The sequence below is a fragment of the Mesorhizobium sp. B2-4-12 genome, from assembly GCF_006441575.1.
Classification (GTDB): Bacteria; Pseudomonadota; Alphaproteobacteria; order Rhizobiales; family Rhizobiaceae; genus Mesorhizobium.
Map to the genome: position 1 here is coordinate 76,148 of NZ_VFVC01000008.1, position 24,230 is coordinate 100,377.

At 63.0% G+C, this 24,230-nt stretch carries 20 protein-coding genes and 1 pseudogene; 3 read left to right on the forward strand and 18 right to left on the reverse strand.

All coding sequences use genetic code 11. The features are described 5' to 3' along the window. Position 1 precedes the first annotated feature (1 nt). From FJ934_RS07400 to glmM, 8 genes and pseudogenes are all read right to left on the reverse strand, one after another. Positions 2-1,219, reverse strand: coding sequence for a cytochrome c (locus FJ934_RS07400; protein WP_140608271.1), 1,218 nt, complete (start codon positions 1,217-1,219; stop codon positions 2-4). Continuing rightward, positions 1,216-2,935: pseudogene (locus FJ934_RS07405) on the reverse strand (GMC family oxidoreductase). Before FJ934_RS07405 ends, FJ934_RS07400 begins: the two are co-directional and overlap by 4 nt. A gap of 2 nt (positions 2,936-2,937) precedes the next feature. Then, on the reverse strand, positions 2,938-3,546 hold the full coding sequence (locus FJ934_RS07410; protein WP_226890429.1) for a gluconate 2-dehydrogenase subunit 3 family protein: 609 nt from the start codon (positions 3,544-3,546) through the stop codon (positions 2,938-2,940). A gap of 536 nt (positions 3,547-4,082) precedes the next feature. After that, positions 4,083-5,684: a phosphoglycerate dehydrogenase gene (serA, locus tag FJ934_RS07415; RefSeq protein ID WP_140608273.1), complete on the reverse strand. Its 1,602-nt coding sequence runs from the start codon at positions 5,682-5,684 to the stop codon at positions 4,083-4,085. Positions 5,685-5,748: 64 nt separating this feature from the next. After that, positions 5,749-6,924 carry a phosphoserine transaminase gene (locus FJ934_RS07420; protein WP_140608274.1) on the reverse strand — a complete coding sequence of 392 codons (1,176 nt, stop codon included), beginning with the start codon at positions 6,922-6,924 and terminating at the stop codon, positions 5,749-5,751. A gap of 201 nt (positions 6,925-7,125) precedes the next feature. After that, positions 7,126-7,899: an outer membrane protein gene (locus FJ934_RS07425; RefSeq protein WP_140608276.1), complete on the reverse strand. Its 774-nt coding sequence runs from the start codon at positions 7,897-7,899 to the stop codon at positions 7,126-7,128. 195 nt (positions 7,900-8,094) lie between these two features. Further along, complete coding sequence (locus FJ934_RS07430; protein WP_140608278.1) at positions 8,095-8,928, reverse strand: outer membrane protein; 834 nt, start codon at positions 8,926-8,928, stop codon at positions 8,095-8,097. 272 nt (positions 8,929-9,200) lie between these two features. Further along, positions 9,201-10,553 carry a phosphoglucosamine mutase gene (glmM, locus tag FJ934_RS07435; protein WP_140608280.1) on the reverse strand — a complete coding sequence of 451 codons (1,353 nt, stop codon included), beginning with the start codon at positions 10,551-10,553 and terminating at the stop codon, positions 9,201-9,203. Positions 10,554-10,919: 366 nt separating this feature from the next. Here glmM and FJ934_RS07440 point away from each other — a divergent pair, with 366 nt between their 5' ends. After that, a complete protein-coding gene (locus FJ934_RS07440) occupies positions 10,920-11,783 on the forward strand; it encodes a hypothetical protein (RefSeq protein WP_140608282.1) in 864 nt (287 codons plus the stop codon). Positions 11,784-12,265: 482 nt separating this feature from the next. Here the strand turns inward: FJ934_RS07440 and ftsH are convergent, their stop codons facing one another. The 9 genes from ftsH to ybgC all read right to left on the reverse strand — a co-directional run bounded on the left by ftsH (position 12,266) and on the right by ybgC (position 22,207). Further along, positions 12,266-14,194 carry an ATP-dependent zinc metalloprotease FtsH gene (gene ftsH, locus FJ934_RS07445; protein ID WP_140608284.1) on the reverse strand — a complete coding sequence of 643 codons (1,929 nt, stop codon included), beginning with the start codon at positions 14,192-14,194 and terminating at the stop codon, positions 12,266-12,268. A gap of 105 nt (positions 14,195-14,299) precedes the next feature. After that, on the reverse strand, positions 14,300-15,706 hold the full coding sequence (tilS, locus tag FJ934_RS07450; RefSeq protein ID WP_140608286.1) for a tRNA lysidine(34) synthetase TilS: 1,407 nt from the start codon (positions 15,704-15,706) through the stop codon (positions 14,300-14,302). Then, on the reverse strand, positions 15,706-16,833 hold the full coding sequence (ybgF, locus tag FJ934_RS07455; protein WP_140608288.1) for a tol-pal system protein YbgF: 1,128 nt from the start codon (positions 16,831-16,833) through the stop codon (positions 15,706-15,708). Before ybgF ends, tilS begins: the two co-directional genes overlap by 1 nt. 177 nt (positions 16,834-17,010) lie before the next feature. Continuing rightward, positions 17,011-17,517, reverse strand: a complete 507-nt coding sequence (pal, locus tag FJ934_RS07460) for a peptidoglycan-associated lipoprotein Pal (RefSeq protein ID WP_140608290.1) — start codon at positions 17,515-17,517, stop codon at positions 17,011-17,013. A gap of 245 nt (positions 17,518-17,762) precedes the next feature. Beyond that, the gene (gene tolB, locus FJ934_RS07465; protein ID WP_226890710.1) at positions 17,763-19,034 is read right to left on the reverse strand and encodes a Tol-Pal system beta propeller repeat protein TolB; all 1,272 of its coding nucleotides are present in this window, start codon (positions 19,032-19,034) and stop codon (positions 17,763-17,765) included. 79 nt (positions 19,035-19,113) lie between these two features. Beyond that, complete coding sequence (locus FJ934_RS07470; protein ID WP_140608294.1) at positions 19,114-20,274, reverse strand: energy transducer TonB; 1,161 nt, start codon at positions 20,272-20,274, stop codon at positions 19,114-19,116. A 7-nt stretch (positions 20,275-20,281) separates the two neighbouring features. Then, positions 20,282-20,734, reverse strand: coding sequence for a protein TolR (gene tolR, locus FJ934_RS07475; protein WP_140608296.1), 453 nt, complete (start codon positions 20,732-20,734; stop codon positions 20,282-20,284). 11 nt (positions 20,735-20,745) lie between these two features. Continuing rightward, complete coding sequence (tolQ, locus tag FJ934_RS07480) at positions 20,746-21,456, reverse strand: protein TolQ (protein WP_140608298.1); 711 nt, start codon at positions 21,454-21,456, stop codon at positions 20,746-20,748. A gap of 271 nt (positions 21,457-21,727) precedes the next feature. Continuing rightward, positions 21,728-22,207: a tol-pal system-associated acyl-CoA thioesterase gene (ybgC, locus tag FJ934_RS07485; RefSeq protein WP_140608300.1), complete on the reverse strand. Its 480-nt coding sequence runs from the start codon at positions 22,205-22,207 to the stop codon at positions 21,728-21,730. Here ybgC and FJ934_RS07490 point away from each other — a divergent pair. Further along, complete coding sequence (locus tag FJ934_RS07490) at positions 22,207-22,413, forward strand: hypothetical protein (RefSeq protein ID WP_181165545.1); 207 nt, start codon at positions 22,207-22,209, stop codon at positions 22,411-22,413. The two genes, ybgC and FJ934_RS07490, sit on opposite strands and share 1 nt — an antisense overlap. 167 nt (positions 22,414-22,580) lie before the next feature. Further along, on the forward strand, positions 22,581-23,093 hold the full coding sequence (locus FJ934_RS07495; RefSeq protein WP_140608302.1) for a dihydrofolate reductase family protein: 513 nt from the start codon (positions 22,581-22,583) through the stop codon (positions 23,091-23,093). Between the two features lie 223 nt (positions 23,094-23,316). On the opposite strand, the gene FJ934_RS07500 is transcribed toward FJ934_RS07495, so the two are convergent. After that, positions 23,317-24,213 (reverse strand): metallophosphoesterase, encoded by an 897-nt coding sequence (locus FJ934_RS07500; RefSeq protein WP_140608304.1) that lies wholly within the window; start codon positions 24,211-24,213, stop codon positions 23,317-23,319. Between the last annotated feature and the right edge of the window lie 17 nt (positions 24,214-24,230).

A 24,230-nucleotide genomic window follows, 5' to 3' on the forward strand; every position in this document is an offset into this window, starting at 1 on the left:
GCTACCGCACCAATTCCTTGCGCACCGCCGCAATATCGTCGGATGAGACCGCCGGAGCGGAATTGCCCCAGCTGCCGCGCACATAGGTCAGCACGTCGGCGACTTCCTGGTCCTTCAGGCGCCATGCGAGCGAAGGCATGGCAGGTGTCGTCGGCGCGCCGGCCGTATGGACAGCCTGGCTTCCGGCGAGAACCACCCGGGCAAGCGTTTCGGGATTGTTTTGCGCCACGATCGAGTTGCCGACGAGCGGCGGGAACAGAGCTCCGGCCCCGGCACCATCGTCACCATGGCAGGCCGAACAATTGTCATGGTAGATCGCCTCGCCCGCGGCCATCCGCGCCTCGTCCGGCTTTGGCGCTTGCGCATTGCCGGTGCCCGAGCCCAGGCTCTTGAGATAGACGGCAACAGCCTTGAGGTCCGGATCCGTCATTTTCGAGGTCGAGTTTTCGACGGCCTCGGCCATCGGAACGGACGCGATCGAATGCGCGTTGACGCCGGTCTTGAGGTAGGTAACCAGATCCTCCTGCGACCATTTCCCAAGGCCGGATTGGGCATTGTTGGTGATGTCGGGCGCAAACCAGCCCTGCAGCGACGCCCCTTGCAGAAAACCGCTGTCCTGGTCGGCTCCGAGGAAGGATTTGGGTGTATGGCAGGTGCCGCAGTGCCCCGCCCCCTGCACGATATAGGCGCCGCGGTTCCATTCCGCCGACTTGGAGGGATCCGGCGTGAAAGTGCTTTCGGTGAAGTTGAGGAGATTCCAGCCCCACATCGCCAGCCGGATGTTCAGGGGAAACGGCAGCTGGTTGGCTTCGACCTTGTTCGGCACCGGCTCGACCGTGGTGAGGTAGGCCCAGAGATCGGAAATGTCCTGCTCGTTCATCTTGGTATAGGCGGGATATGGCATGGCGGGGTAGAGCCGCACGCCATTGTGGCCGGTGCCGGTCTTCATCATGTTGCGGAAATCGTCTTCCGACCAATTGCCGATGCCCGTCTCGTGGTCGGGCGTGATGTTGGGCGCCACCAGCGTGCCGAACGGCGTTTCCAGTGGCAGGCCGCCGGCCAGGGGCTTGCCGTCCGGCCTCGTGTGACAACCCGCGCAATCGCCGAGCACGGCCTGGTACTGACCGCGTATGATCTGGTCCGCCTGGTCGGCGGCGATTGCCGGAGCGATCGCCAGGAGCGCCGCGCCGGCGGTGAGGATGGCGGTGAGCGTTCTCATGCCCGCACCAGCGGTGCGCCGGGATTGCGCAGATACTGGTTGCGGATGGCGTCGGCGGCACGGAAGGCAAGCGCGCCGACCGTTCCCGTCGGATTCTTGCCGGCGTTCTGCGGGAAGGCCGACGCGCCGATGACAAAGACGTTCGGCACATCCCAGCTTTGCAGGAAGGTGTTGACCGCGCTTCTCTTCGGGTCGGTTCCCATGATGGCGCCGCCGGTATTGTGGGTGCTCTGATAGGGGACGCTGTCCCAACCCTTCTTACGGCGGCCGACACTGTATTGCTTGCCGCCGAACGCCTTGGCGATGCCCTCCATCCGGTCGCATACATAGTTCGACATCCGGATGTCGTTGTCGGGGAAATCGAACGTCACGCGCATCAGCGGCCGGCCGAAGCGATCCTTGTAGCTCGGGTCCAGGTCGAGATAGTTGGTGCGCGTGGCGTAGCTGCTACCCTGCGAGGAATAGCCGAGCGTGCTCTTGTAGCCCTCGACGGTCGCCTTCTTCCAGGCGCTGCCCCATTTCGGCGTGCCGGGCAGCGTCGGCCTGGTGCCGATCGGGCGCCCGTTGGTGGGGATGCAGTTGATGCCCGCGCCGCCGACAAAATCCAGCGCACCGTGATCGAAAGCGTCGCCATTGAAATCGTCGATCGTCTGGCCGAGCGCGCCGGCCGCGATGAACGGATTGAAGTTCTTGTCGTCGAAGAACACCTGCACGCCGGCATTGGTCTGGTAGCAGTAATTGCGGCCGACCGTCCCCTCGCCGGTGTTGGGATCATAGATCTTGCCGATGCCGGAGAGCATCATCAGGCGGGCATTGTGCAGCCCGTAGGCGCACAGAAGCACGAGATCGGCCGGCTGGAAGAATTCCTGCCCTGACGTGTCGACATAGGTCACGCCACGCGCCGACTTGCCGCCGGCGGTAAGATCGACATGCAGCACTTCGCTGTCGGTCCGGACCTCGAAATTGGCCTTCTTCATCAGGACGGGGAGGATGGTGGTCTGGGCGCTTGATTTGGAATAATTGGCGCAGCCGAAGCGCTCGCAGAAACCGCAATAGGTGCACTGCCCCATGGTGATGCCGAGCGGATTGACATAGGTGCGAGACATGTTGGCTGACGGCGTCGGGAAAGGATGCAGCCCCATCGACCGGCCGACATCGGCGAACAAGGTCGGCGCGTAGGTCATCTCCATCGGCGGGTTCGGATAGTCCCGCGCCCTCGGATCCTCGAACGGATTGCCGCCTTCCTGCAGTTTGCCTTTGATGTTGCCGGCCTTGCCCGAAATGCCCGCCAAATATTCGAACTGGTCGTAGTAAGGCTCCATTTCGGCGCCGGTCACGCCCCAGTCCTCGACTTGGAGATCCGCGATCCTGGCCGCGCCATAGCGCTTGGTCAGGTTGGTTTTCGTCTGGAAGTCCGAATCCCAGAATCGCCAGGTGTGGCCGTTCCAGTGCACGCCGGCGCCGCCAACCCCGTTGCCGGGCAGGAAGGAACCGAAATCGCGCATCGGCAGCGCTGTCTGCGACGGGTCGTTGCGCATCGTAGCGCAATTCGTCCTGTGCATAGCCGATGTTGAAATCGGTGGCCGTGTCGCGCCATGGACCGCGTTCTATGGCCAGCACGTCGAGGCCCTGGTCCGTCAATTCATGCGCAAGGATGGACCCGGTCCAGCCGAGGCCGACGATCACGACATCCTTTCGGGGCAGTATCGTCGTCATGGTCAGCTCCTCTTGCCCAGCCATTCCGGGCTGCCTTCGATGGAGACGGGCGGCCGCGGATAGGGCTGATTGTGCTTGCTGACATGGTCCCGGTAGTCATAGCGCGCGCCGGGGAAGCCGAGCATGCGCCACGACACCATGTCCTTGTTGCCGCCATAGACCGGATCGGCAAAGAACCCTTCCATCGTGTTCTGCAGAAGAAGTCCGAAGAAGCCGGGCCCCTTGACGCCATTGGGCAGTTCGATCTTACCCGCCTCCATGGCCGTCAGGAACGCATCCTGATCGGCCGGCTGCAGTTCTGCGAATGTCTTGCCGTCGCGTTGCTTCAGGAAGGCATCGATGGCGGCGAGGCCGACGCGGTAGCGCTGGGCCGGATTGGCCTCACCCTGATATCCCTGCGTCGGCAATGCGGGCAGGAATGGCCCTTGCGTATAAAGCCGGCTCGAGGTTCCGAACGCGCCCATCAACTGCCTGTCGATATAGACGGCGCAGCCCGCCTCCTTGCCGCCCATGCTGAGATCGTCGGCGGGGATGATGCGGTCGACGATGGCTTCGACAAGAGCCGCTTCCTGCGGTGTGAAAAATTGCCAGCCGCCAGGGACCACCTGCATCGGCGGATCTGACGACAGGGGTGCCCAAGGCAGGGAGCCGGAGAAAGAGCGGGCAAGGCTTGCCGAAGTCGCCGTGACCGTAAACATCGCGACCGATGAAAGAAAAAGGCGCCGATTCAGCCTGACAGTATTGCGATGATCCATCCAAGGCACCTTGACAGCAACGAGCGCGCACCGGAAGTTGCGCGTTAAATCATGACCAAAACCGTTAAGTTCAAGCCAGGCGGGTCGATTGATGACAGCCTGCGGAAAGAAATCCGCATCGTCAAGCAGATCACAAAATCGTTAGATTAGGCCAGGCTTTATGCTTATCGGCGCCGGCTAATATATCAGGAAGTTGAAAAGTAATCCTTGGACCAGGCGCCAAGCTCGCACGGTCAATCACGGCCCGGGAAGGACCGAACTGTGCAGGAATCGGGTAAGGCAGCGTCCGCCGCGGGATGCGGTCCGCCGGCTGAAACCGAGGCTAAACGAAACGTCCCGCGTGCTTGCCCGCACACGGGACGTCTCGTGCGCCTGATTGCGACGGTGTGGGCCTAAACCGCGCTCACGTCGAACTGCAGCCGTTTGGCCGAGTCGATCGACTTGTGCGCCCGCACCTGCTCCAGCACTTTTTCCGGGAACGGCGCGTCGAGATAGAGCAGCGCGATGGCATCACCGCCCGGCCGGTTACGGCCAAGCTGGAAGTTGGCAATGTTGACGTCGTTCTCGCCGCACACGGTGCCAAGCAGGCCGATAATGCCGGGCGCATCGGCATTGGTCGTGTAGAGCATATGTTGGCCGACCTCGGCATCGAGGTTGATGCCTTTGATCTGGATGAAGCGCGGCTTGCCGTCCGAGAAGCAGGTGCCGGCGATCGAGCGCGTCATGTGCTCGGTCTTGACAGTGAGCTTGATGTAGCCGTCGAAGACGCCCGACTTGTCGCGCTTGACCTCGGCGACGATGATGCCGCGCTCCTTCACCATGATCGGCGCCGACACCATGTTGACGTCGGCGACTTGCGGCCGGATCAGGCCGGCGAGTGCGGCACTGATCAGGGCGCGTGTGTTCATCGTCGCGGTCGAGCCGTCAAACAGGATCTCGACCTCCTTGATCGGATCTTCCGTGACCTGGCCGACAAAGGCGCCGAGCACTTCGGCAAGCTTGACGAACGGCTTCAGCCGCGGTGCTTCCTCCGCCGTGATCGACGGCATGTTGATGGCGTTGGAGACGGCGCCCTTGATCAGATAGTCGGCCATCTGTTCGGCAACCTGCAGCGCGACATTTTCCTGTGCTTCCGCCGTCGAGGCGCCGAGATGCGGTGTCGCCACCACATTGTCCATGCCGAACAGGGCGTTCTGCTCCGCCGGTTCGACCTCGAAGACGTCGATGCCGGCGCCCGCCACCTTGCCGCCCTTCAGCGCCGCGACGAGGTCGGCCTCGACGATCAGCCCGCCGCGCGCGCAGTTGATGATGCGCACGCCGTTCTTCATCTTGGCGATGGCGGCGGCGTCGATGATGTTGCGCGTCTTGTCGGTCAGCGGCGTGTGCAGGGTGATGAAATCGGCGCGGGCGAAGAGCTCGTCGAGCTCGACCTTCTCGACGCCGAGCTCCTCGGCGCGGCTGTCCGACAGGAACGGATCGAAGGCGACGACATGCATCTTCAGTCCGACGCCACGTGTGGCGACGATCGAACCGATATTGCCGCAGCCGATGACGCCCAGCGTCTTGCCGGTGATCTCGACGCCCATGAAGCGGTTCTTCTCCCATTTTCCGGCATGGGTCGAGGCGTTGGCCTCCGGAATCTGGCGCGCAAGCGCGAAGATCATCGCAACGGCATGCTCGGCTGTCGTGATCGAATTGCCGAAGGGCGTGTTCATCACGATGATACCCTTGCGGCTGGCCGCCGGGATATCGACATTGTCGACGCCGATGCCGGCGCGGCCGATGACCTTGAGGTTGGTCGCGGCATTGATCAGCTTCTCGGTGACTTTGGTCGCCGAGCGGATGGCGAGACCGTCATACTGGCCGATAACTTCGAGCAGCTTTTCCTTGTCCTTGCCGAGATCGGGCAGATAGTCGACCTCGACGCCGCGATCCTTGAAGATCTGCACGGCGGTGGGAGAGAGTTTGTCGGAAACGAGAACACGGGGCGCCATGGCGGCCTCCTTGAAAATGGGATTGATCCGGGGAATGGGCGGCCCGCGGGCCGCCACCGAAATCTCAGGCAGCCGCTTTCAGCGATGCCTTCTGCGCGGCGAAGGCCCAGTCGAGCCAGGGCAATAGCGCTTCGAGGTCGGACGCCTCGACCGTCGCGCCACACCAGATGCGAAGGCCGGGAGGCGCGTCGCGGTAGGAGCCGATGTCGTAGGCGACGCCTTCCTTGTCGAGCACCGAGACGAGAGCCTTGGCGAACGCCGCCTGCCCGTCCGCGTCAAGCGCTGCGACTTGCCGGTCGGTGAAGGACAGGCATACGGACGTGTTCGACCGCGTCGCGGGCTCAACGGCGAGATGGCCGAGCCATGCGGATTTGTCGACGAAACCGTCGAGAACCGCGGCATTGGCATCCGCCCTGGCGACCAGCGCATCCAGACCGCCGATCGACTTCGCCCATTGAAGGGCATCGAGATAGTCCTCGACGCACAGCATCGACGGCGTGTTGATGGTCTCGCCCTTGAAGATGCCTTCGATCAGCTTGCCGCCCGAGGTCAGGCGGAAGATTTTCGGCAGCGGCCAGGCCGGCTTGTAGGTTTCCAGCCGCGCGACGGCGCGCGGACTGAGGATCAGCATGCCATGCGCGCCTTCGCCGCCCAGCACCTTCTGCCAGGAGAAGGTGACGACATCGAGTTTTGCGAAATCGAGTCTCTGCGCGAATGCCGCCGAGGTGGCGTCGCAAATGGTCAGGCCCTTACGGTCCGCCGGGATGAAATCGCCGTTCGGCACGCGCACGCCCGATGTGGTGCCATTCCAGGTGAAGACCACGTCGCGGTCGAAATCGATCTTGGACAGGTCCGGCAATTCGCCGTAGCCAGCTTCGATTTTGCGCACATCCGCGAGTTTCAGCTGCTTGACCACGTCGGTGACCCAGCCGGAGCCAAAACTCTCCCAGGCGACCATGTCGACGCCGCGCTCGCCGAGCAGCGACCACAGCGCCATCTCGACCGCGCCGGTGTCCGACGCCGGCACGATGCCGATGCGGTAGCCGGCAGGAACCTGGAGGATTTCCCGTGTCAGCTCGATCGCCTGTTCGAGCTTGGTCTTGCCGATCCTGGCACGGTGGGAACGCCCGAGCGCAGCGTTTTTAAGTGCCTCGACCGACCAGCCGGGGCGTTTTGCGCAAGGACCTGAGGAAAAATTGGGATTTGCCGGACGGAGTCCGGGCTTCGCGGGAGTCGTCATCGTGGTCTATCCTTCCAGATAGTGGCCCCTCGTTGGGGAGGGGTGGCCCACGGACGGCGATATGCGTTCAGGCTTCAGGCGTCAAGGGAAAAGTTTTTGTCGCTGCCAGGATACTGGCACTCTGCGATCAGGATGTCGTGACTTCAAACGCAAACGGCGGACCGCACGGATCCGCCGTCAAAGTCCTGATGCGTCCGGAGCCTACCAGAGGTCGTAGCGCAGCCCGAGCTTGACCTGGTGATTGCTGATCCCCTTGTGAACGGGAAAGGAGGTCAGGCTTGCTGCCGTCACATATTCGGCGCTGGGGGCGGAGAAGTACTGATAGCCCAGGTCGACGGAAACGTTCTTGGTCACCTGATAGGCAAGGCCCGCATTCAACGTATAGGCGAACGAATATTGGGTCTTGTCGTCGCTCTGGACGAAATCGTCGGTGGGGTCGCTATTGTTGGTGAAATAGCTCGCCGAGAGCTTGCGCGTGCTGCGCACGATGCCGACGCCGGCGCCGAGGTAGGGAGTTATCCCGACATAGGTGCCAAGATCGACATAGCCGTTGAGCATGCCCGTGAAGGCGTAATTCGTCAGGGACGCCGAAGCGACGGTCGAAGTTGCCGGCGGCGTTACGATCGCCGTATCGTCATAGCCGATGCCGATCTTGTTGCCGGGCAGATAGCCGAAATTGAGATCGGCGCGCAGATAATCGGTGAAGTGATAGCCGAAGCCGATGCTGGCAAAGACCGGATCTTCCTTGTCGTCGAAGCTGGCAGGCGTAAAGGCGAAATCCTCGTTCTTGAAGCTCTTCTGCGCCAGATACGAAACATCGCCGCGCAGATACCAGCCCGAGCCGACTTCGACCGGCACGTAATCAGGCGCCTGGTCGACATAGATCGGCGGATCGTAGTCGGCGGCGAGTGCCGGTGTCAGTGGCAAAAGGCCGAGTCCGGCAACCGCCAGCACAATACGCGATGTGAGTGTCATGGTCCCGACTCCCGGATTTGGCGCCTGCAATCACGGCGGCCGCCATCGTTTCAGGAAGCATTGTTAACCATAGTGGTTAAGTCACGGTTAAGGCTAACAGAGCGTTAGCGAATTGATTTCGAACGGAAACTTAGCGCACGAACGAAAACCGCCCGGCTGAGCCGGGCGGTTCGTAACCATCAGAGCTGGAAAGTCCTATTTGGTGTAGACCGGCTCGGGTTCGGGCTGGTAGGCCACAACAGGTGCGGCGCACCCGTTGTTGCCGCCGAACTGATAGCGCAGGCCACCGCGCACTTCATGGGTGTTGATGCCACGGTCGAAGCCAGGGCCCGAGCTGGTCACGTCCCACTCGAACATGCGGCCGCCCTGGATATGCGAGAAGCGATAGCCCGCATCGAGGATGATTTTATCGGTCAGGCAGTAGGAAGCGCCGGCCATCAGCGCATAGGCGAAGCGCCAGTTCGATGCTCCGGGATTATGCTCGGTGGTGTTCGGGTCGTAGACATCATCCCACTTGACGCGCGCGCCGCCGATGCCGGCGCCGACATAGGGCGTGATGCCGTGCCAGGTGCCGATATCGACATAGGCGTTGGCGAGCAGCAGCAAGGCGCTCATCTTCGATACTTCGGTTGAAGTCCCGTTGATATCCGAGGTACCGCCGTTGAAGTTCGACTTGAACCAGTAGTCGGCGGTCAGGTCCGTGCGGAAATGATCGTTGATCTTGTAGCCGACGCCGCCGCCGAGCGAGAAACCGCCCTTAAGCCTGCCATAGTCGAAACTCTTGCTGCCCGGCGTGACCGAACAGTTACAGGGGTCGACGGTGTAAGTCATATAGTCGATGCCGCGGACATCGGATTTGTGATAGCCGATATCGCCACGGATGTACCAGCCGCCGACATCGACCGGCTGCTCGTAGACCGGTGGCGGGGCCTCTTCGACCACCGGTTCTGGAAGGTCGGCCGCGAACACCGGCCAGGCCAGGCCCGCGAACAGCGCGGCAAACAAGGCCTTTCTTGCTGTATTGAACATGCTTGTCACCCCTCGGAACCCCGGAGCGCGATCGCGCCCGAATAAGATTGGCTTTCAGGCGTGGATAATGAATTGCAAAGGTTAAAAGCCGTTTAACCCTGTCGATTAACCACGAATCTCTGAAATCCGAGGGAATTCGACGAGGATTTCGAAGCCGGAGGCTGGTTCTCCGGCCAACGAAAAGCCCGCCGGGAGGGCGGGCTTCGATGCAAGCGGAGCGCGTGACGCACTCCGGGCGCACCGGACGCGACGTCCTTCGGGCGCGATTGGGATCAGGCGGCGCTGCGTGTTTCCGAGATCACCTCGACGATGTCGTTGACGACCGCCTCGACCAGTTGTGGATCGTCACCCTCGGCCATGACACGGATCAGCGGCTCGGTGCCGGACGGGCGGATGACCAGCCGCCCGGCCTTGCCGAGACGGTGGCGTGCATCCTCGATGACGGCCTTGACCGGGGCTTCCTCGAGCGGCTTGCCGCCGGCGATGCGGACATTCTTCAGGATCTGCGGCACCGGCTCGAACTTCTTCGACAGTTCGCTGACTGGGCGGCCCTGCCGCTTGATGCAGGCCAGCACCTGCAATGCCGACACCAGCCCGTCACCGGTGGTCGAGAAATCCGACAGCACGATGTGGCCCGACTGTTCGCCGCCGACATTGAGCCCATGCGCGCGCATATGCTCCACCACATAGCGGTCGCCGACCTTGGTGCGGTGCAATTGCAGCTTCATGTCGCCCAGGAAGCGTTCGAGGCCGAGATTGGACATGACGGTCGAGACAACGCCGCCACCGGCAAGCCGCCCGCTCTGATGCCAGGACTCCGCGATCAGCGCCATGATCTGGTCGCCATCGACGATGGCGCCGTTTTCATCGACGATGACGACGCGGTCGGCATCGCCGTCGAGCGCAATGCCGATGTCGGCGCGCACTTCATGCACTTTCTTCTGCAGTCCGGCCGAATGGGTCGAACCGCATTCCTTGTTGATGTTGAAGCCGTTGGGCTCGACATTGATGGCCACGACCTCGGCGCCGAGTTCCCACAGCGCCTCGGGCGCCACCTTGTAAGCCGCCCCATTGGCGCAATCGACGACGATCCTGAGGCCCGAAAGCGACATCGAGCGCGGCAAGGTGCGCTTGGCGAATTCGATATAACGGTCATGCACGCCATCGACACGCTTGGCGCGGCCAAGCCCGTCCGAATCGGCGAGTGCCAGTTCGATATCCTTGTCGAGCATGCTCTCGATACGTTCTTCGATCTCGTCCGAGAGCTTGTAGCCATCGGGGCCGAACAGCTTAATGCCATTGTCGTAGTAGGGATTGTGCGAAGCCGAGATCATGACGCCGATGTCGGCGCGCAGCGACCGCACCAGCATGGCGACTGCCGGCGTCGGAATCGGGCCGAGCAGGAACACATCCATGCCGGCGGCGCAAAGCCCGGCCACCATCGCATTCTCGATCATGTAGCCGGAAAGCCTGGTGTCTTTGCCCAGGACCACACGATGGCGGTGGCTGCCGCGCTGGAATGAAAGGCCGGCGGCCATGCCGACCCGCATGGCCACTTCCGCGGTCATCGGAAACTTGTTGGCGCGCCCGCGAATGCCGTCCGTTCCGAAGTAATTTCCTGCCATGCCAGTCGGTATCCCCGATTGTTCTTATCCGGCACGTCATGCCACAATTGGCCGATGCGCCATGATCACATTGTGTGATTATATGTTACGATCCTTAGAAAATCATTGTTGTGCACCGTACACAACGTGGCCGCAACGCAGTATGGCGGCCCTCCGACACCGCAATATGCCAGTTTTGCGAGCCATCCGGCGCAAATGCGCGCGGAAAACCTTGTTTCGGGCCGGTAAGGGACAATGATTTCATCACCTTATCGGGAAAACCAGCTTCCGCCGATATATACCTCACTTGGCATCTGGCGCAACCGACCGTTGAGCGCTATTGATTCGCTGGGACGTATTAATGGGCTGCAGCAACGGAGAAACGCTATGCTCATCCACCGACTTGCCACTCTGACCGGCCTTGCCGTCGTGACGTTGTTTCTGGCCGCGCCAGCCAACGCACTGACGATGGCCGAGTGCAGCACGAAGTACAACGCCGCCAAGGATGCGGGGACACTTGCCGGGCAGACCTGGAACCAATTCCGCAAGGCACAGTGCGGCACCGACGCCGCGGCGACCAAGACCGATGCCAAGGCCACCGACACCAAGGCAGCAGACACGAAGACCACCAAACCCGCCGCCGCGACCGCCGACAGCATGGCCAAGGGCCTGACCGCCAAGGAATGCAGCACCAAGTATCAGGCTGCCAAGGCCGCAGGCACCCTGAACGGCATGAAGTGGAACGACTTCCGCAAGACCGAATGCGCCGCCGGAGCATCGGCTGCCGCCGACACCAAGGCGGCCACCACCAAGGCGGCCACCACCAAGCCTGCCACCACCAAGGCTGCCGCGGCTCCCGCCGCCAGCGGTGGCAAGAGCCTGACCATGGCCGAATGCAGCACCAAGTACCAGGCTGCAAAGACGGCGAATACGCTGAAGGGCATGAAGTGGAACGACTTCCGCAAGAGCGAATGCGGTGCCGGCGCATCCGATGACGAGACCGTGCCGGCTCCCAGCGAGGCAAATTACACCAAGGAACCGGCAACGCCGACTGTCGCCGCGCCGAAGGGCGTGACTTTCCCGACCGCCATCTCGCCGAAATTCGCCACCGAGACCCCGGCCAAGGGTCGCATGCACACCTGCCTTGAACAGTACTACGCCAACAAGGATGCCAAGACGCTTGGCGGCTTGAAGTGGATCCAGAAGGGTGGCGGCTTCTACAGCCTCTGCAATGCCAAGCTGAAGAGCTGATCTCGTTTCGCAACGGTTGACGAAGGCCCGCGGACCGCAAGGTTCGCGGGCTTTTTGTTGGGCTCGAGGTCAATGGGCGCTGCAAGGAAGCGCCGTCGGCGACGCTGCCAATCTCACCCCTTTTGGAGGAGATGTCCGGCAGGACAGAGGGGGACGCGAGGGATCGCGGCTTCAATCCCGCTTGGGTTCGCCTTCGCGCAGGCGGGATAGGTGGTTCGGCGAAACCGCGATTGAGGAAGGAAACTATGCCTGGTGGAGTCCAAAGCCCGTGGGCGCAAGGCTTTCCTTGACATACCGGCGGGACAGCGCCGCTTCGGCCCTGCCGGGGCATCTCCCTACAAGGGGGGATTAGACGTCACATCGACTTTCGCAAATTGCCAACGCCGCGATGCGATTCCCGGACAGCTTTACATCTTCTCCCGTCCCCAAAAGCAAAACGCCGCGGTTTGATCCGCGGCGTTTGTCGTGGGTGTTGCTCTTCCTCAGCTTGACGGCTGCGGCTCCATGCCGCCTTCGGGCTCGGGGCCCTTCTTGCGGCGGCCGCCGGATTTCGGCACGGCCGAGCCACGGCTGGGCGGCGTGTCGTCGCCGAGGTCGCGCGCGGGCTTCTGGCCGGCGATCAGCTGCTTGATCTCGTCGCCCGACAGCGTCTCATATTCGAGCAGGCCCTGCGCCAGCGCGATCCATTCCTTCTTCTTCTTGGTCAGCACCGACTTGGCCGTCGAATAGGCGTCGTCGATCAGGCGGCGCACTTCGGCGTCGATGATCTGCGCCGTCTCTTCCGAGATGTTCTGCGTGCGCGCTACCGAATGGCCGAGGAACACTTCCTCCTGGTTGTCGCCATAGGCGACATGGCCGAGCTTGTCGGAAAAGCCCCAGCGGGTGACCATGGCGCGCGCCAGCTTGGTCGCCTGCTCGATATCGGAGGAGGCGCCGGACGTGATGTTCTCCTTGCCGAACTTGAACTCCTCGGCGACGCGGCCGCCCATCATGATGGCGAGGCGCGAGATCATGTATTTGTAGCTCATGGAGTAGCGGTCGCCTTCCGGCAACTGCATCACCATGCCCAGCGCGCGGCCGCGCGGGATGATGGTCGCCTTGTGCAGCGGGTCCGCCGACGGCACGTTGAGCGCCAGGATGGCGTGACCCGCCTCGTGATAGGCGGTCAACTCCTTCTCGGCCTGCGTCATGGCCGACGAGCGGCGCTCGGCGCCCATCATGATCTTGTCCTTGGCGTCCTCGAACTCGGCCATGGTGACGAGGCGCTTGTTGCGCCGCGCCGCCATCAGCGCGGATTCGTTGACGAGGTTCATCAGGTCGGCGCCGGAGAAGCCGGGCGTTCCGCGGGCGACGACCTTCAGGTCGACATTGGGCGCCAGCGGCACGTTGCGCACATGCACCTTGAGGATCTTCTCGCGGCCGACGATGTCGGGGTTCGGCACCACCACCTGGCGGTCGAAACGGCCCGGACGCAGCAGCGCCGGATCGAGCACGTCGGGACGGTTGGTGGCGGCGATCAGGATGATGCTTTCGTTGGATTCGAAGCCGTCCATCTCGACGAGCAGCTGGTTCAGCGTCTGCTCGCGCTCGTCATTGCCGCCGCCGAGACCGGCGCCGCGATGGCGTCCGACCGCGTCGATTTCGTCGATGAAGATGATGCAGGGCGCATTCTTCTTGGCCTGATCGAACATGTCGCGCACGCGGCTCGCGCCGACGCCGACGAACATCTCGACGAAGTCCGAACCCGAAATGGTGAAGAACGGCACGTTGGCTTCGCCGGCGACAGAGCGGGCGAGCAGCGTCTTGCCGGTGCCGGGAGGGCCGACCAGCAGCACGCCGCGCGGGATCTTGCCGCCGAGCCGCTGGAACTTCTGCGGATCGCGCAGGAACTCGACGATCTCTTCCAGGTCTTCCTTGGCCTCGTCGACGCCGGCGACGTCCTGGAAGGTGACGCGGCCATGCGCCTCGGTCAGAAGCTTGGCCTTCGACTTGCCAAAACCCATGGCGCGGCCGGATCCGGACTGCATCTGGCGCATGAAGAATATCCAGACGCCGAGAATGAGGATCATCGGCAGCCACGAGATCAGATAGCCGAACAGCGAATTGGAGCCGTCGGTCTCAGGACGCGCATTGATGGTGACGTTCTTGTCCTGCAGCCGCGAGACCAGCGAGGGATCGCCGGGCGAGTAGGTCTGGAAGCCACTGGAATTGTCGGTGTAAGTGCCGTTGATGCGGGCACCCGCAATGGTCACCGTCTTGACCCGGCCCGCCGCGACATCCTGCAGGAATTGCGAATAAGGCACATCGCTCGAAGCCCCGCGCGTCTGCGGCGTCTGGAACAGATTGAACAGGGCGATGAGCAGGACCGCTATGATCGCCCAGAGCGCGAGGTTGCGATAGTTCGGATTCATCAATTGTCCCGTTGGCGTCCGCGGGCGGACACGCATCATGAGAGGAAACTTGGGCCTAACATAGGGAGAGCACTTCCCCTTGCCAAGCATAACAGCACGTGTGGGTTAAGCTTTCGCCCATGATCGGCCTGCACTATGGCCGGCCAATGGCGGCGCTGGAACCGGTGGCGTGCCGATCAGCAAGGCCGCGGCCCGCGCCGGCGCCAGATCGAAAGACGGCAGGAAGCGCGCAAAGGGAGCAATGACCGGCCGCGCCTCAAACCGTGGCGATACCGGCCAGTCCGGCGCCGAACCAGGATTCTCAACGGCTTGCCGCGCTGCGGGCTCGGCCGCCAACGCCGCGCGTATCAGGCTTTGCGGTGTCTCGCCCTCGCCGGTCGCCAGCCGTTTCGCCGCTGCTGCCCCAAGCGGCGCGATCAACAATGCGCCGTTGCCGTCGTGCAACGTGATCTGGCGACGGCCATCCCAGATGGCGGCGTCAAGGACGGTGGCTGCCGGCGGCAAGCCGCGCATCTCGCGGTGCAGGAAGATGCCAGCACGACGGAAATCGACGACGGTCCGCGACAATGTGGCGCAAAGAAATCCAGCCCTAAGCCGGCCGAACAACGCCTCGCTGCGGGCCTTGTCCGGCAGGAAGGCAATCCCGCCTGACGCCGCCAGGAGAATGCGCAAGGCATAAACGGCCGCACGGTCGTCGCCGGCGCACAGCAGAGCCGGATCGAGCCTGATGAGCCCCGTTGCTGGCTGGCTGGCAAAGCGAAGGATGACCTCGGCGGCGGCCAGACCAAGCTGCGTGCGGTCCAAGGCCGCCCGCGCCGCCAGTGCCAGGGCGCCATCCATGCGTTGCGCGCCGGCACCCCTGTCAAGTGCCGCGCGCAGACGCGGCCGTTCGTAGGTCTCGTCGGCATTGGTCGGATCGTCGGCCCAGCCGACATTCTGGCGCCTGAGGAAGTCGCGAAGCGCCGCGCGCCGCGTGCCCAGAAGCGGCCGCACGATCCATTCGCGCCAGTCGTGAAGGGTGGCCGGCGCCATGCCGGCAAGGCCACGGCCCTCCTCGCGGCCCGCTCCCTCTTCACGGGCCAGCCCCTCTTCGCGGGCTTCCCGCATCAGCACTGTCTCGGCCTGGTCGTCGGCGGTATGGCCGGTCACCATCAGGTCGATGCCTTCCCTTCGCGCCGCTTCCGCCAGCAGCCGGTAACGCGCTTCCCGCGCCGCGGCGGGCAGGCCGGTCGATGGCTTGCGCCCGGACCAGACCAGGGTTCGGTGGGCGATGCCGCGTTCCGCGCAAAGCTTCGCCACGGCTTGCGCCTCGGCAGCCGAACCCTGCCGCAGGCCATGGTCGACCGTCACCGCAAGCAGCCTGGCGGACGGCGCGGTTCGGTCGAGATACTGTTTGAGGAGGAGAAGCAGGGCGGTCGAGTCGCTGCCGCCGGACACGGCCGCAACGGCGCCGCTGGTAAAATCGATATGCGAAAGAAGTCTTGTCGAAAGATCAGGCTCCGGATCGAGCATCAGCAGGCAGCCAGGGCCTTCTCCTGCTTGACGCGGTCCTTGAGCGCATTCGAGATATCGGGGTAGCGCTTGCCGACTTCGCTGAAGGTGGCGCAGGCAACATCGTGCTGCTTGAGGCCAACCAGCGACACGCCGAGCTTCAACAGCATGTCGGGAGCCTTTTTGGCCTTGGGATAATCCTTGCTGGCGGCGAGGAAGACCTCGGCGGCGTCACGGTATTTCTGCTGGCCGAGCAGGGATTCACCCAGCCAGTAATGCGCGTCCGCCGTCTTGGCGTCCTTGGGGAAACGAGAGATATGGTCGCGGAACCCCTGCTCGGCGGTGCTGTAATCGCCCGACAGGATAAACTGGTAGGAATTGCGGTAGAGCTCTTCCGGATCTTTTGTCGAAGGCAGTGCGGCAACCACCGTGCCGTTGGGCTTGCCGGACTTGGCCGGAGCGTTGGGGACCGGAGCGCTGGTGGCCGGAGCGGCATCCTGCGCAGGCGCGGTCGCCTGGGTGCTGCCGCCGGCATCGACCACATTGCCGTTCTTGTCGACCGTGATGGTGCCGAAATTCTTTTCCGGCGCGCCCTTTCCAGGGATCACCTTGCCCGGGTCGCCATCGGAGGATTCGACGATGACGTCTTCGACGCTTTGGCCGCCGGACGACTGGCTGGCGGCCCGGTTGCCGGTATCGACCGGCGCCTGCGTGGCCGGTGCCTCGGCCACGCTGTTGTCGCCATTGGCGGGTGCAGCCTGCGACTTCTTCTGTCCGGCCGGCTGCCCGCCTTGCGCGCCGCCTTCGAGCTGCTGGAAGCGGAACTCGTTGTCTTCCTGCTGCTTGCGGATCTGCTCCTGCATCTGCAGAATCTGGAAATTGAGCTCTTCGATCTTGCCGTTCATCTGGCGCAGTTGGTCCTCGAGGCCGGTCGCGCCCGCGCCGTTCGACTGTTGCGCGAGCTGAACCTGGTCCTGCTGCTTCTTCTCGCCGAAGAGGCTGGGCAGTTCGATGCTGGGCAGATGGAAGGAAAAGCCGCTGTCGGTCGATTGCGCCTTGCCATCAGCCCCCAGGCCGCTAGCCAGGGCGGTGACGCCTGATAGGAGTAGCGCCGCAAGCGTGCCGCTCAGAACCGATCTCAAATGCATGTGCCTCTCGCGTGTGTCGTTAGTCTGTTCGCGCCTTCCAATCGGGGTGGGACCAGCCAAGCGCCCTCGGCTCATAGCAGGGCGCGAGACTTCGGCCAAATTTTGTTTCCGCGGCCCCGATATGAAAAAGGCGGCCTCCCGGCCGCCTTTCCCAAACCTGTGTTGTATTTTTGCCGATCAGGAACCGGCACCGCTGAGCGTGGTGACCGCGCGGCGGTTCTGCGACCAGCAGGAGATGTCGTCGCACACCGCGACCGGACGTTCCTTGCCGTAGGAAATGGTCTTCAGGCGGCTGGCGGAAACGCCCTTGGAAACCAGGAAGTCGCGGGTGGCGGCGGCGCGGCGGGCACCGAGCGCCAGATTGTATTCGCGCGTGCCGCGTTCGTCGGCGTGACCTTCGACGACGATGGCATACTGCTTGTACTGGTTCAGCCACTGCGCCTGGCGGGCAAGCGTCGTCTGCGCGTCGGCGCGGATCGAGGACGAGTCCGTATCGAAGAAGATGCGGTCGCCGATGTTGACGGTGAAGTCCTGCGCCGAGCCGGGCGTTGCGGCGCCGGCGCCGTTGAGGCCGAGGTCAGCCGCGCTGTTGGGCGTCTTCTTCGAGGCGCAACCGGCGATGGCGAGCATCGCCACAAGCGCGATCATGACGGGATTTCTGGTCAGTGCTGCGATACGGCCCATGCCGCCTCTCCTTCGCATTCGAGTGATTTCGTTGATCACCCAGTAACCACGTTTGGGTTAACCGGCATTCAAGAAACACGGTTAAAATTTGGTTTAGGCCGCCGTCCGCGACCGTTACGCCCAACGCTGAACCAGGGGCGACATTGCGCGCGGACCCTAGGCCGAAATGCGGCCAAAACGCGACCAAGGCGTGAAAAAGGGGCCTTGAAGCCCCTTTTCGACAATGCAGTGTTTCTCTGTGCAACTCATTCCAGCAGCGGCGACCAGGCCGGATCGGACGCGAAGTTCGAGGTCGGGATCGGCTGCTCGTTGCGACCGGTGAGATCGACCGAAACCAGCTTCGGGCCGCCATTGGAGTCGCGGAAGAACATCAAGACGCGGCCGTTCGGCGCCCAGGTCGGCCCTTCCTGCTGGAAGCCGGAGGACAGGATGCGTTCGCCCGAACCGTCGGTCTTCATGACGCCGATCTGGAATTCGCCGCCGGTCTGCTTGGTGAAGGCGATGAGGTCGCCGCGCGGCGACCACACCGGCGTCGAGTAGACGCCGTCGCCGAAGGAGATGCGAGTCTGGCCCGACCCGTCGGCGCCCATCACATAGATCTGTGCGCGGCCGCCACGGTCGGAGGTGAACACCACCTTGCTGCCATCGGGCGAATAGGACGGCGAGGTGTCGATGGCCGTCGAATTGGTCAGCCTTGTCGTCGAGCGGCTGCGCAGATCCATGGCGAAGATATTGGAATTGCCGTCGTCGCGCAGCAGGCTCATGATCACCTTCTGGCCGTCGGGCGAGAAGCGCGGCGCGAAGGTCATGCCGGGGAAGTTGCCGACCAGTTCGCGCTGCCCGGTCTCGATCTGCAGGAGATAGACCCGCGGCTGGCCGCTTTCATAGGACATGTAGGTGATTTCCTGCCGGTTCGGCGAGAAGCGCGGCGTCAGCACGATCGACCTGCCGTCCGAGAGGTAGCGCACGTTGGCGCCGTCCTGATCCATGATGGCAAGCCGTTTCTTGCGTGCGTTCTTGGCGCCGGACTCGTCGATGAACACCACACGCGTGTCGAAATAGCCCTTCTCGCCGGTCAGCCGCTCATAGATGGCGTCGGCGATGATGTGGGCGACGCGCCGCTGATTGGCATCATTGGCGAAGAACTGCTCGCCGGCCATCTGCTGGCCGGCGAAGGTGTCCCACAGCCGATACTGGGCGCGGATGCGGCCATCGGCCTCCTTGCTGACGCTGCCGGTGACCAGCGCCTGCGCGTTGATCACCTTCCAGTCGTCGAAGCGGGGGGCCGCGTCCGGGTTGGAAATCTTTTCGATGAAGGCGCTCTTGTCGATCGGTGCGAACAGGCCCGAGCGCTTCAGGTCAGCAGTGACGATCTGGGAAATCTGGGCGCCAAGCGCATCGCCGCCCTGGAAATCCGTGACTGCGATCGGCAGCGGCTCGACATTGCCCTTGTTGACATTGAGCTCGACGAGCGCCCATGCCGGCATGGGAACGACAGCCGTCATGCCCAGCGCCATCGCTGCAATCGTCAGGAGCGGCTTGAGGAAAGATCTCATATCTTCTCGCTTCTCTTCTTTGACTGTGTGGACGCCGGGCCTAGAGGCCGAGCATTTCCCTTGGGTCGAAGGTGACCCTGATGTCTGACCAGATGTCTTGTTTGCCGGCGGGCACCTGCAGGCCGGCCATGTCGCATTTCTGGACCGCGCGCACCGCGCTTTCGTCGAACTGCCGGTTGCCGCTCGATTTCTCGACGGCAGGACGGCCATTGAGCTTGCCGGAAGTGTCCAGGTTGAAACGGACGATGACGACGAAATTCTCCGAACCTTCCAGCCCGGCCGGCAAGGTCCAGCAGCCACCCAACTGACTTTCCAAAGCGCCCTGCTCCGACTTCGACAGCTTCTGACCCTGATCCTTGTCGCCGCCGAGCGAGGCCTGCTGGGTCGAGCGCTTGGCGCCGCCGCCGGAGGGCTTCTGCTTGTCCAGCAGGGCCGAGATTTCATTGGCATTGAACTGCTTGTCGTCGGACTTCGGCTTGGATGACGCTTCCTTGACCGGCTTTTCGGCATCCTTGCGTTCTGGCGCCTTGGCGCTTTCGGCCTGGCTCGGCTGCGGTTGCGGCTTCGGCCGCGCCTGCGGCGCGGGCGCGGAGTCCGGAAGCTGGGCGTCGTCGGGCTGGTCCTTGGCGATCGCCTGGGCGACGGCATCAGGCTTGACCGCGGGCGTCGGCTCGATGGCCGCGGTCTTGTCCGGCGGCGGCGTCGGGGTCGGCTCCTTGGCAGGCGACGGCTTGGGCTCCGTCTGCCTGACGGGCTCGGGCTTCACCTCTTCCTTGGGCTGCGGCGCCGGCGCCACTTCCGTCGCCGGTATCGGCTTGGGCTTCTCCTGCGGCTTCGGCATATCCTCCGGCTTCGGCTTTTCGGTCGGAGTCGGGGCGGGCGGCGGAGCCGAGGTCATGTCGACGGGCTTCGGCTTGGCTTCGGGCGTTATCGGCTTGTCGGTATCGACGCTGTTTTCGCCGACCTTCTGCGCGTTCGGCACGATGTCCGGACGCTGCGTCGGCAGCGGCGCCGGCTTTTCATGCATCACGGCCTTCTTGTCGCCCTGCAAGGTCTGCGCGATGGCCTCCATCGGCACGATATCGACCGCGACCGACTCGACGTCCGCCGACGGAAGCGCGGCTGGTGCCGACAGCGTGAACAGGCCGAAGGCCAGCACCGCGGCATGCAAGATCACCGATGTGGTGAGGCCGGTCCTCATCGCGCGTCTATTGGTCCTGTTCCTGCAATGAAACCAGGCCCATGTTCTTGTAGCCGGCCGCATTGATACGAGCCATGACCTTCATGGCGGTGCCATAGTCCGTCGACTTGTCGCCGCGGATAAAGATGCGCTCATCATAGCCGGTCTTGGAGATCGCCTGCAGCTTGGCCACCAGATCGTCCATCGGGATTTCGGTATTCTGAAGGTAGATCTTGCCCGCGGCATCGATCGAGACGGTGATCGGCTGCGTGTCGGCATTCATCGCCTTGGCCTGCGTGTCCGGCAGGTCGACCGGCACGCCGACCGTCAGCATCGGCGCCGCGACCATGAAGATGATCAGCAGCACCAGCATGACGTCAACCATCGGCGTGACGTTGATCTCCGACATCAGCCCATGGTGACGGCCGCGCCGCCGGTGGCCGCGCCCGCCGCGCCCTGCCATGCCTACGGACATACCCATCTTTGTGCTCCTCAGGCCTTCGGCGCGACTTTTTCATCGATTTGGCGCGAGAGTATGGCGGAGAACTCGTCGGAGAACCCTTCCATGCGCACCGCGAGCTTGCTCGCATCCGATGACAGCTTGTTGTAGGCGATGACGGCCGGAATGGCGGCGAGCAGGCCGATGGCCGTCGCCAGCAGCGCCTCGGCGATGCCGGGCGCGACCACCGCAAGGCTGGTGTTCTTGGAACCGGCGATCGCCTGGAACGAGGTCATGATGCCGATGACCGTGCCGAACAGGCCGATGAACGGGGCGGCCGAGCCGGTGGTGGCGAGAAAGCCAAGGCGCCCCTCGAGCTTCTCCATCTCGCGGGTCAGCGCCAGATCCATCGCCTTGTCGATGCGGGTCTGCAGGCCGAGCGGCGACTTGGCGCCTTTCTCGAAGCTCTTTTTCCATTCGCGCATCGCCGCGACGAAAATCGCGCCCATGCCTGACGTCTTGCGGTCGGCAAGCGTGCGGTAGAGCTCTTCCAGCGATTGCCCCGACCAGAAGATCTGCTCGAAGCGGTTCAGCGCCAGCCGCATGCGGCCATAGGCAACCAGCTTGTCGACGATGATCGCCCAGGTCCAGACCGAGGCGCAGAGCAGCCCGATCATGACCAGCTTGACCACCCAGCTGGCCTGCATGAACAGCGCCCAAATCGACAATTGCGCGCCCGGTTCGGCGAGTGCGATATTTTCCATCGTAACGTCCTTAAGATTTTCCGGGCGAAGCTGCCGGCTGGCCCCTGGCATCCCTTGTGGTCGGTTCGCACGAAGCTACCGGACACCCCAAACCGTGCCTTTCCCGGCCTTTTCGGGGCAAATATTGGTGAAAGGAAGGCGCCGGATAGCGTCAATCTTCACCACTCTCTTCATGAACCGTTATGGTTAAGGATGGGTTAGTATATAAGGCGCGGCGCATTGCCGCGCCCCAGGGGCAAGGCACTGGCAGTTGTCCGGCCTATCCGCCTGTTCACCTGTCGGAAACCGCCTTGGGCATGAAGGCCGCGACCCATTCCCTGGGAAAGCGCCTCGGGCGGCCGTTCTCGCCGATGATCGCCGCCTCGACCTTGGCCTCGACCAGCACCTCGTCGCCGCGTTTGAGTTGCTGCGCCATGAAGATGCGCGCGCCGGAAATGGCCTCCGTGCGGGTGTCGATGGTCAGAATGTCGTCGATGCGGGCAGGGATGCGGAAATCGATCTCCATGCGGCGCACCACCCACACGATCTTCTCGCCATGCTTGCCGTCGGCAAGTTCCGTGTGATGCACGCCGGTGAGCCTGAGATAATCGGAGCGGCCACGCTCGAGGAATTCGAGATAGCGTGCGTGGTAGACGACACCGGAGAAATCGGTGTCGGCGTAATAGACCCGCGCCAGCAGCCGGTGGCCGAATGCCGTCAGCGCACCGGAAAGGCCGGCCAGCAGCGTCGCCGATTCACCATGATCGCCCATTGCGCTTCCTTTTTCAGTCGCGGCAAGGCACCTGTTCCGCGCGCGACACGGCATCGGATGGCACTGTTGAGGGCGATGATCAAGACTTTGATACCGCGCTACTCGTGCTGCTGGCCTTGGCCTCGCCGAGCCACGCGGCGACCCTCTCGATGAAGCGCGGCCTCAATCTCGACCTGTGGGTTCCCTGGCCCGGCGAGGGCCAGTGAGGCGACGCCAGTTCGATTCCGTGCTTGGCATCAGCAACCTCTAATTATATCTTCAATCCAGGCAACACATTCGTTCAAGGCTGACGTCTTGACGTGATGGCACGAGGCTTTCGGATCGACCTGTCGCGATAGTTCGGAGCCGTCGTGTTCAAGAAGAGGTGCCCGTCATGACTGTAACGCTGTGGATGGCCGTCTCGCTTAACGGGATGGCCGCGCGCGAGGATCAATCAGAAGACTTCCTGTCGAAGACCGATTGGGAGATGTTTCTCGAGCTGGCTGGCGCCTGTGATGGCATCATTTGGGGCCGCGTAACACACCAGCTTTTCGAACAATCCGTACGCCGTCAGTTTGCGGAACTGCCATTGGTGGTCGTGACGCGGGATAGCATGTTCGCCACCCAGCCGGGTTCGATCCGCGCATCGTCGCCGCAGGAAGCGGTTGCATTTCTCATGCGGTCTGGATCGAACAGAATTTTGCTCGCTGGTGGTTCGCAGCTTAACGCCGCATTCGCTCAGGAGGGGCTAATCGACGAAGTGATCCTGGCACTCGAACCTGTTGTCATTGCGAAAGGGATTCCGATGGTAGCGCCGAACGCATCCGATCTTCGTTTGAGTCTCTTGGGAGTAGACGACAGGCGTAGTCCAACGCTGCGCCTGCACTACCGTGTCTTAAAAAGCTGATTCGATTTCGATATCGTCCGTTTCATTTTGCCAAGCACGAATGGCCTTATGACTGGGGAAGTCTCATCGATAGGAGTTGAGGGAGCGATCTGCGTCTGACAAGCGCCAGTCTAAAACGCGTCGGTGCCAACGGATTCATGCGACGCGCGTTAGATTCTTTGTTTTTATGCATGTCGTTTTCCCAAAACCGAGGTCACTTTTGGGCGACATGCATTAAGGAACGTCAACCGAGATCGATCTGCAGGATTTCCGGCCGCACGCCGAACCGGACCGGCAATATGCTGAAGCCGAGCCCGCCCGAGACGATCAGGTTGCGGTCGTTCTCGACGACATGGCCATAAGCATAGCGGTTGCCGAAATCTGACGGCACGACAGGCGAATAGCCGAACAGCCGCACCTGCCCGCCATGGGTATGACCCGACAGGGTCAGCGAAACCCGCCAGGGAACGATCGGAAAAATATCCGGCTCGTGGGCGAGAAGGATGATCGGAGAACTATCCGCGACCTTGGCCAGCGTGCCGTCGAGATCGTCGAGCCCCTTGAACCCGTCGCCCTTCTTGGCGGGCAGCAGCGCCAGTTGATCGGCGAGACCCGCGATCCAGACGCCAAGTCCGTCCTTCTCCAGGCGCACAACATCGTTCTCGAGCACCGGGATGCCGACCTTCTCCAAGGCCTTGCGCGCGATCGTCGGGCCGGCCCCGGCGCGCTGCGCGAAGCCATCGCTCCACCAGTCGTGATTGCCAAGGATCGACAGCACGCCGAGCGGCGCCTTGAGACCCGACAGCGCTGACGCCCATTGCGAGGGCGTCACCGGTCCCGTCACCAGCGGCATGCCGGCGATGTAGTCGCCAAGCAGCACGATCAGATCCGGCTGCAATGCATTCGCATCGCCGACGAGCGAGGCAATTCGTTCCTGCGTCATCCAGGGTCGACAGGCATGGATGTCAGCGAGCGCGACGATCCGCAGCTTCAGCCCCGCCGGCCAGTGCGGCGGCGTCAGCGCGTAGCGCTTCACATGTGTCAGCAGCATCGGCTCGATGCCGACCGCATAAGCGCCGAGCGCGGCCGCGGTCAGGAACGACCCGCCGATTAAGCGCAGAAACCCGCGTCTGGTTATCATTCTAAGGCCCCGGCGCC

Excerpts from the sequence above, each read along its gene's own strand:
- FJ934_RS07420 (WP_140608274.1), bottom strand. The coding sequence starts at position 6,924 with ATGACGACTCCCGCGAAGCCCGGACTCCGTCCGGCAAATCCCAATTTT.
- serA (WP_140608273.1), bottom strand. The coding sequence starts at position 5,684 with ATGGCGCCCCGTGTTCTCGTTTCCGACAAACTCTCTCCCACCGCCGTG.
- FJ934_RS07495 (WP_140608302.1), top strand. The coding sequence starts at position 22,581 with ATGACTGTAACGCTGTGGATGGCCGTCTCGCTTAACGGGATGGCCGCG.
- FJ934_RS07440 (WP_140608282.1), top strand. The coding sequence starts at position 10,920 with ATGCTCATCCACCGACTTGCCACTCTGACCGGCCTTGCCGTCGTGACG.
- FJ934_RS07470 (WP_140608294.1), bottom strand. The coding sequence starts at position 20,274 with ATGAGGACCGGCCTCACCACATCGGTGATCTTGCATGCCGCGGTGCTG.
- pal (WP_140608290.1), bottom strand. The coding sequence starts at position 17,517 with ATGGGCCGTATCGCAGCACTGACCAGAAATCCCGTCATGATCGCGCTT.
- FJ934_RS07400 (WP_140608271.1), bottom strand. The coding sequence starts at position 1,219 with ATGAGAACGCTCACCGCCATCCTCACCGCCGGCGCGGCGCTCCTGGCG.
- FJ934_RS07410 (WP_226890429.1), bottom strand. The coding sequence starts at position 3,546 with ATGCAGGTGGTCCCTGGCGGCTGGCAATTTTTCACACCGCAGGAAGCG.
- ybgC (WP_140608300.1), bottom strand. The coding sequence starts at position 22,207 with ATGGGCGATCATGGTGAATCGGCGACGCTGCTGGCCGGCCTTTCCGGT.
- FJ934_RS07500 (WP_140608304.1), bottom strand. The coding sequence starts at position 24,213 with ATGATAACCAGACGCGGGTTTCTGCGCTTAATCGGCGGGTCGTTCCTG.
- FJ934_RS07425 (WP_140608276.1), bottom strand. The coding sequence starts at position 7,899 with ATGACACTCACATCGCGTATTGTGCTGGCGGTTGCCGGACTCGGCCTT.
- glmM (WP_140608280.1), bottom strand. The coding sequence starts at position 10,553 with ATGGCAGGAAATTACTTCGGAACGGACGGCATTCGCGGGCGCGCCAAC.
- FJ934_RS07430 (WP_140608278.1), bottom strand. The coding sequence starts at position 8,928 with ATGTTCAATACAGCAAGAAAGGCCTTGTTTGCCGCGCTGTTCGCGGGC.
- tilS (WP_140608286.1), bottom strand. The coding sequence starts at position 15,706 with ATGCTCGATCCGGAGCCTGATCTTTCGACAAGACTTCTTTCGCATATC.
- tolR (WP_140608296.1), bottom strand. The coding sequence starts at position 20,734 with ATGGGTATGTCCGTAGGCATGGCAGGGCGCGGCGGGCGCGGCCACCGG.
- tolB (WP_226890710.1), bottom strand. The coding sequence starts at position 19,034 with ATGGCGCTGGGCATGACGGCTGTCGTTCCCATGCCGGCATGGGCGCTC.
- ftsH (WP_140608284.1), bottom strand. The coding sequence starts at position 14,194 with ATGAATCCGAACTATCGCAACCTCGCGCTCTGGGCGATCATAGCGGTC.
- ybgF (WP_140608288.1), bottom strand. The coding sequence starts at position 16,833 with ATGCATTTGAGATCGGTTCTGAGCGGCACGCTTGCGGCGCTACTCCTA.
- tolQ (WP_140608298.1), bottom strand. The coding sequence starts at position 21,456 with ATGGAAAATATCGCACTCGCCGAACCGGGCGCGCAATTGTCGATTTGG.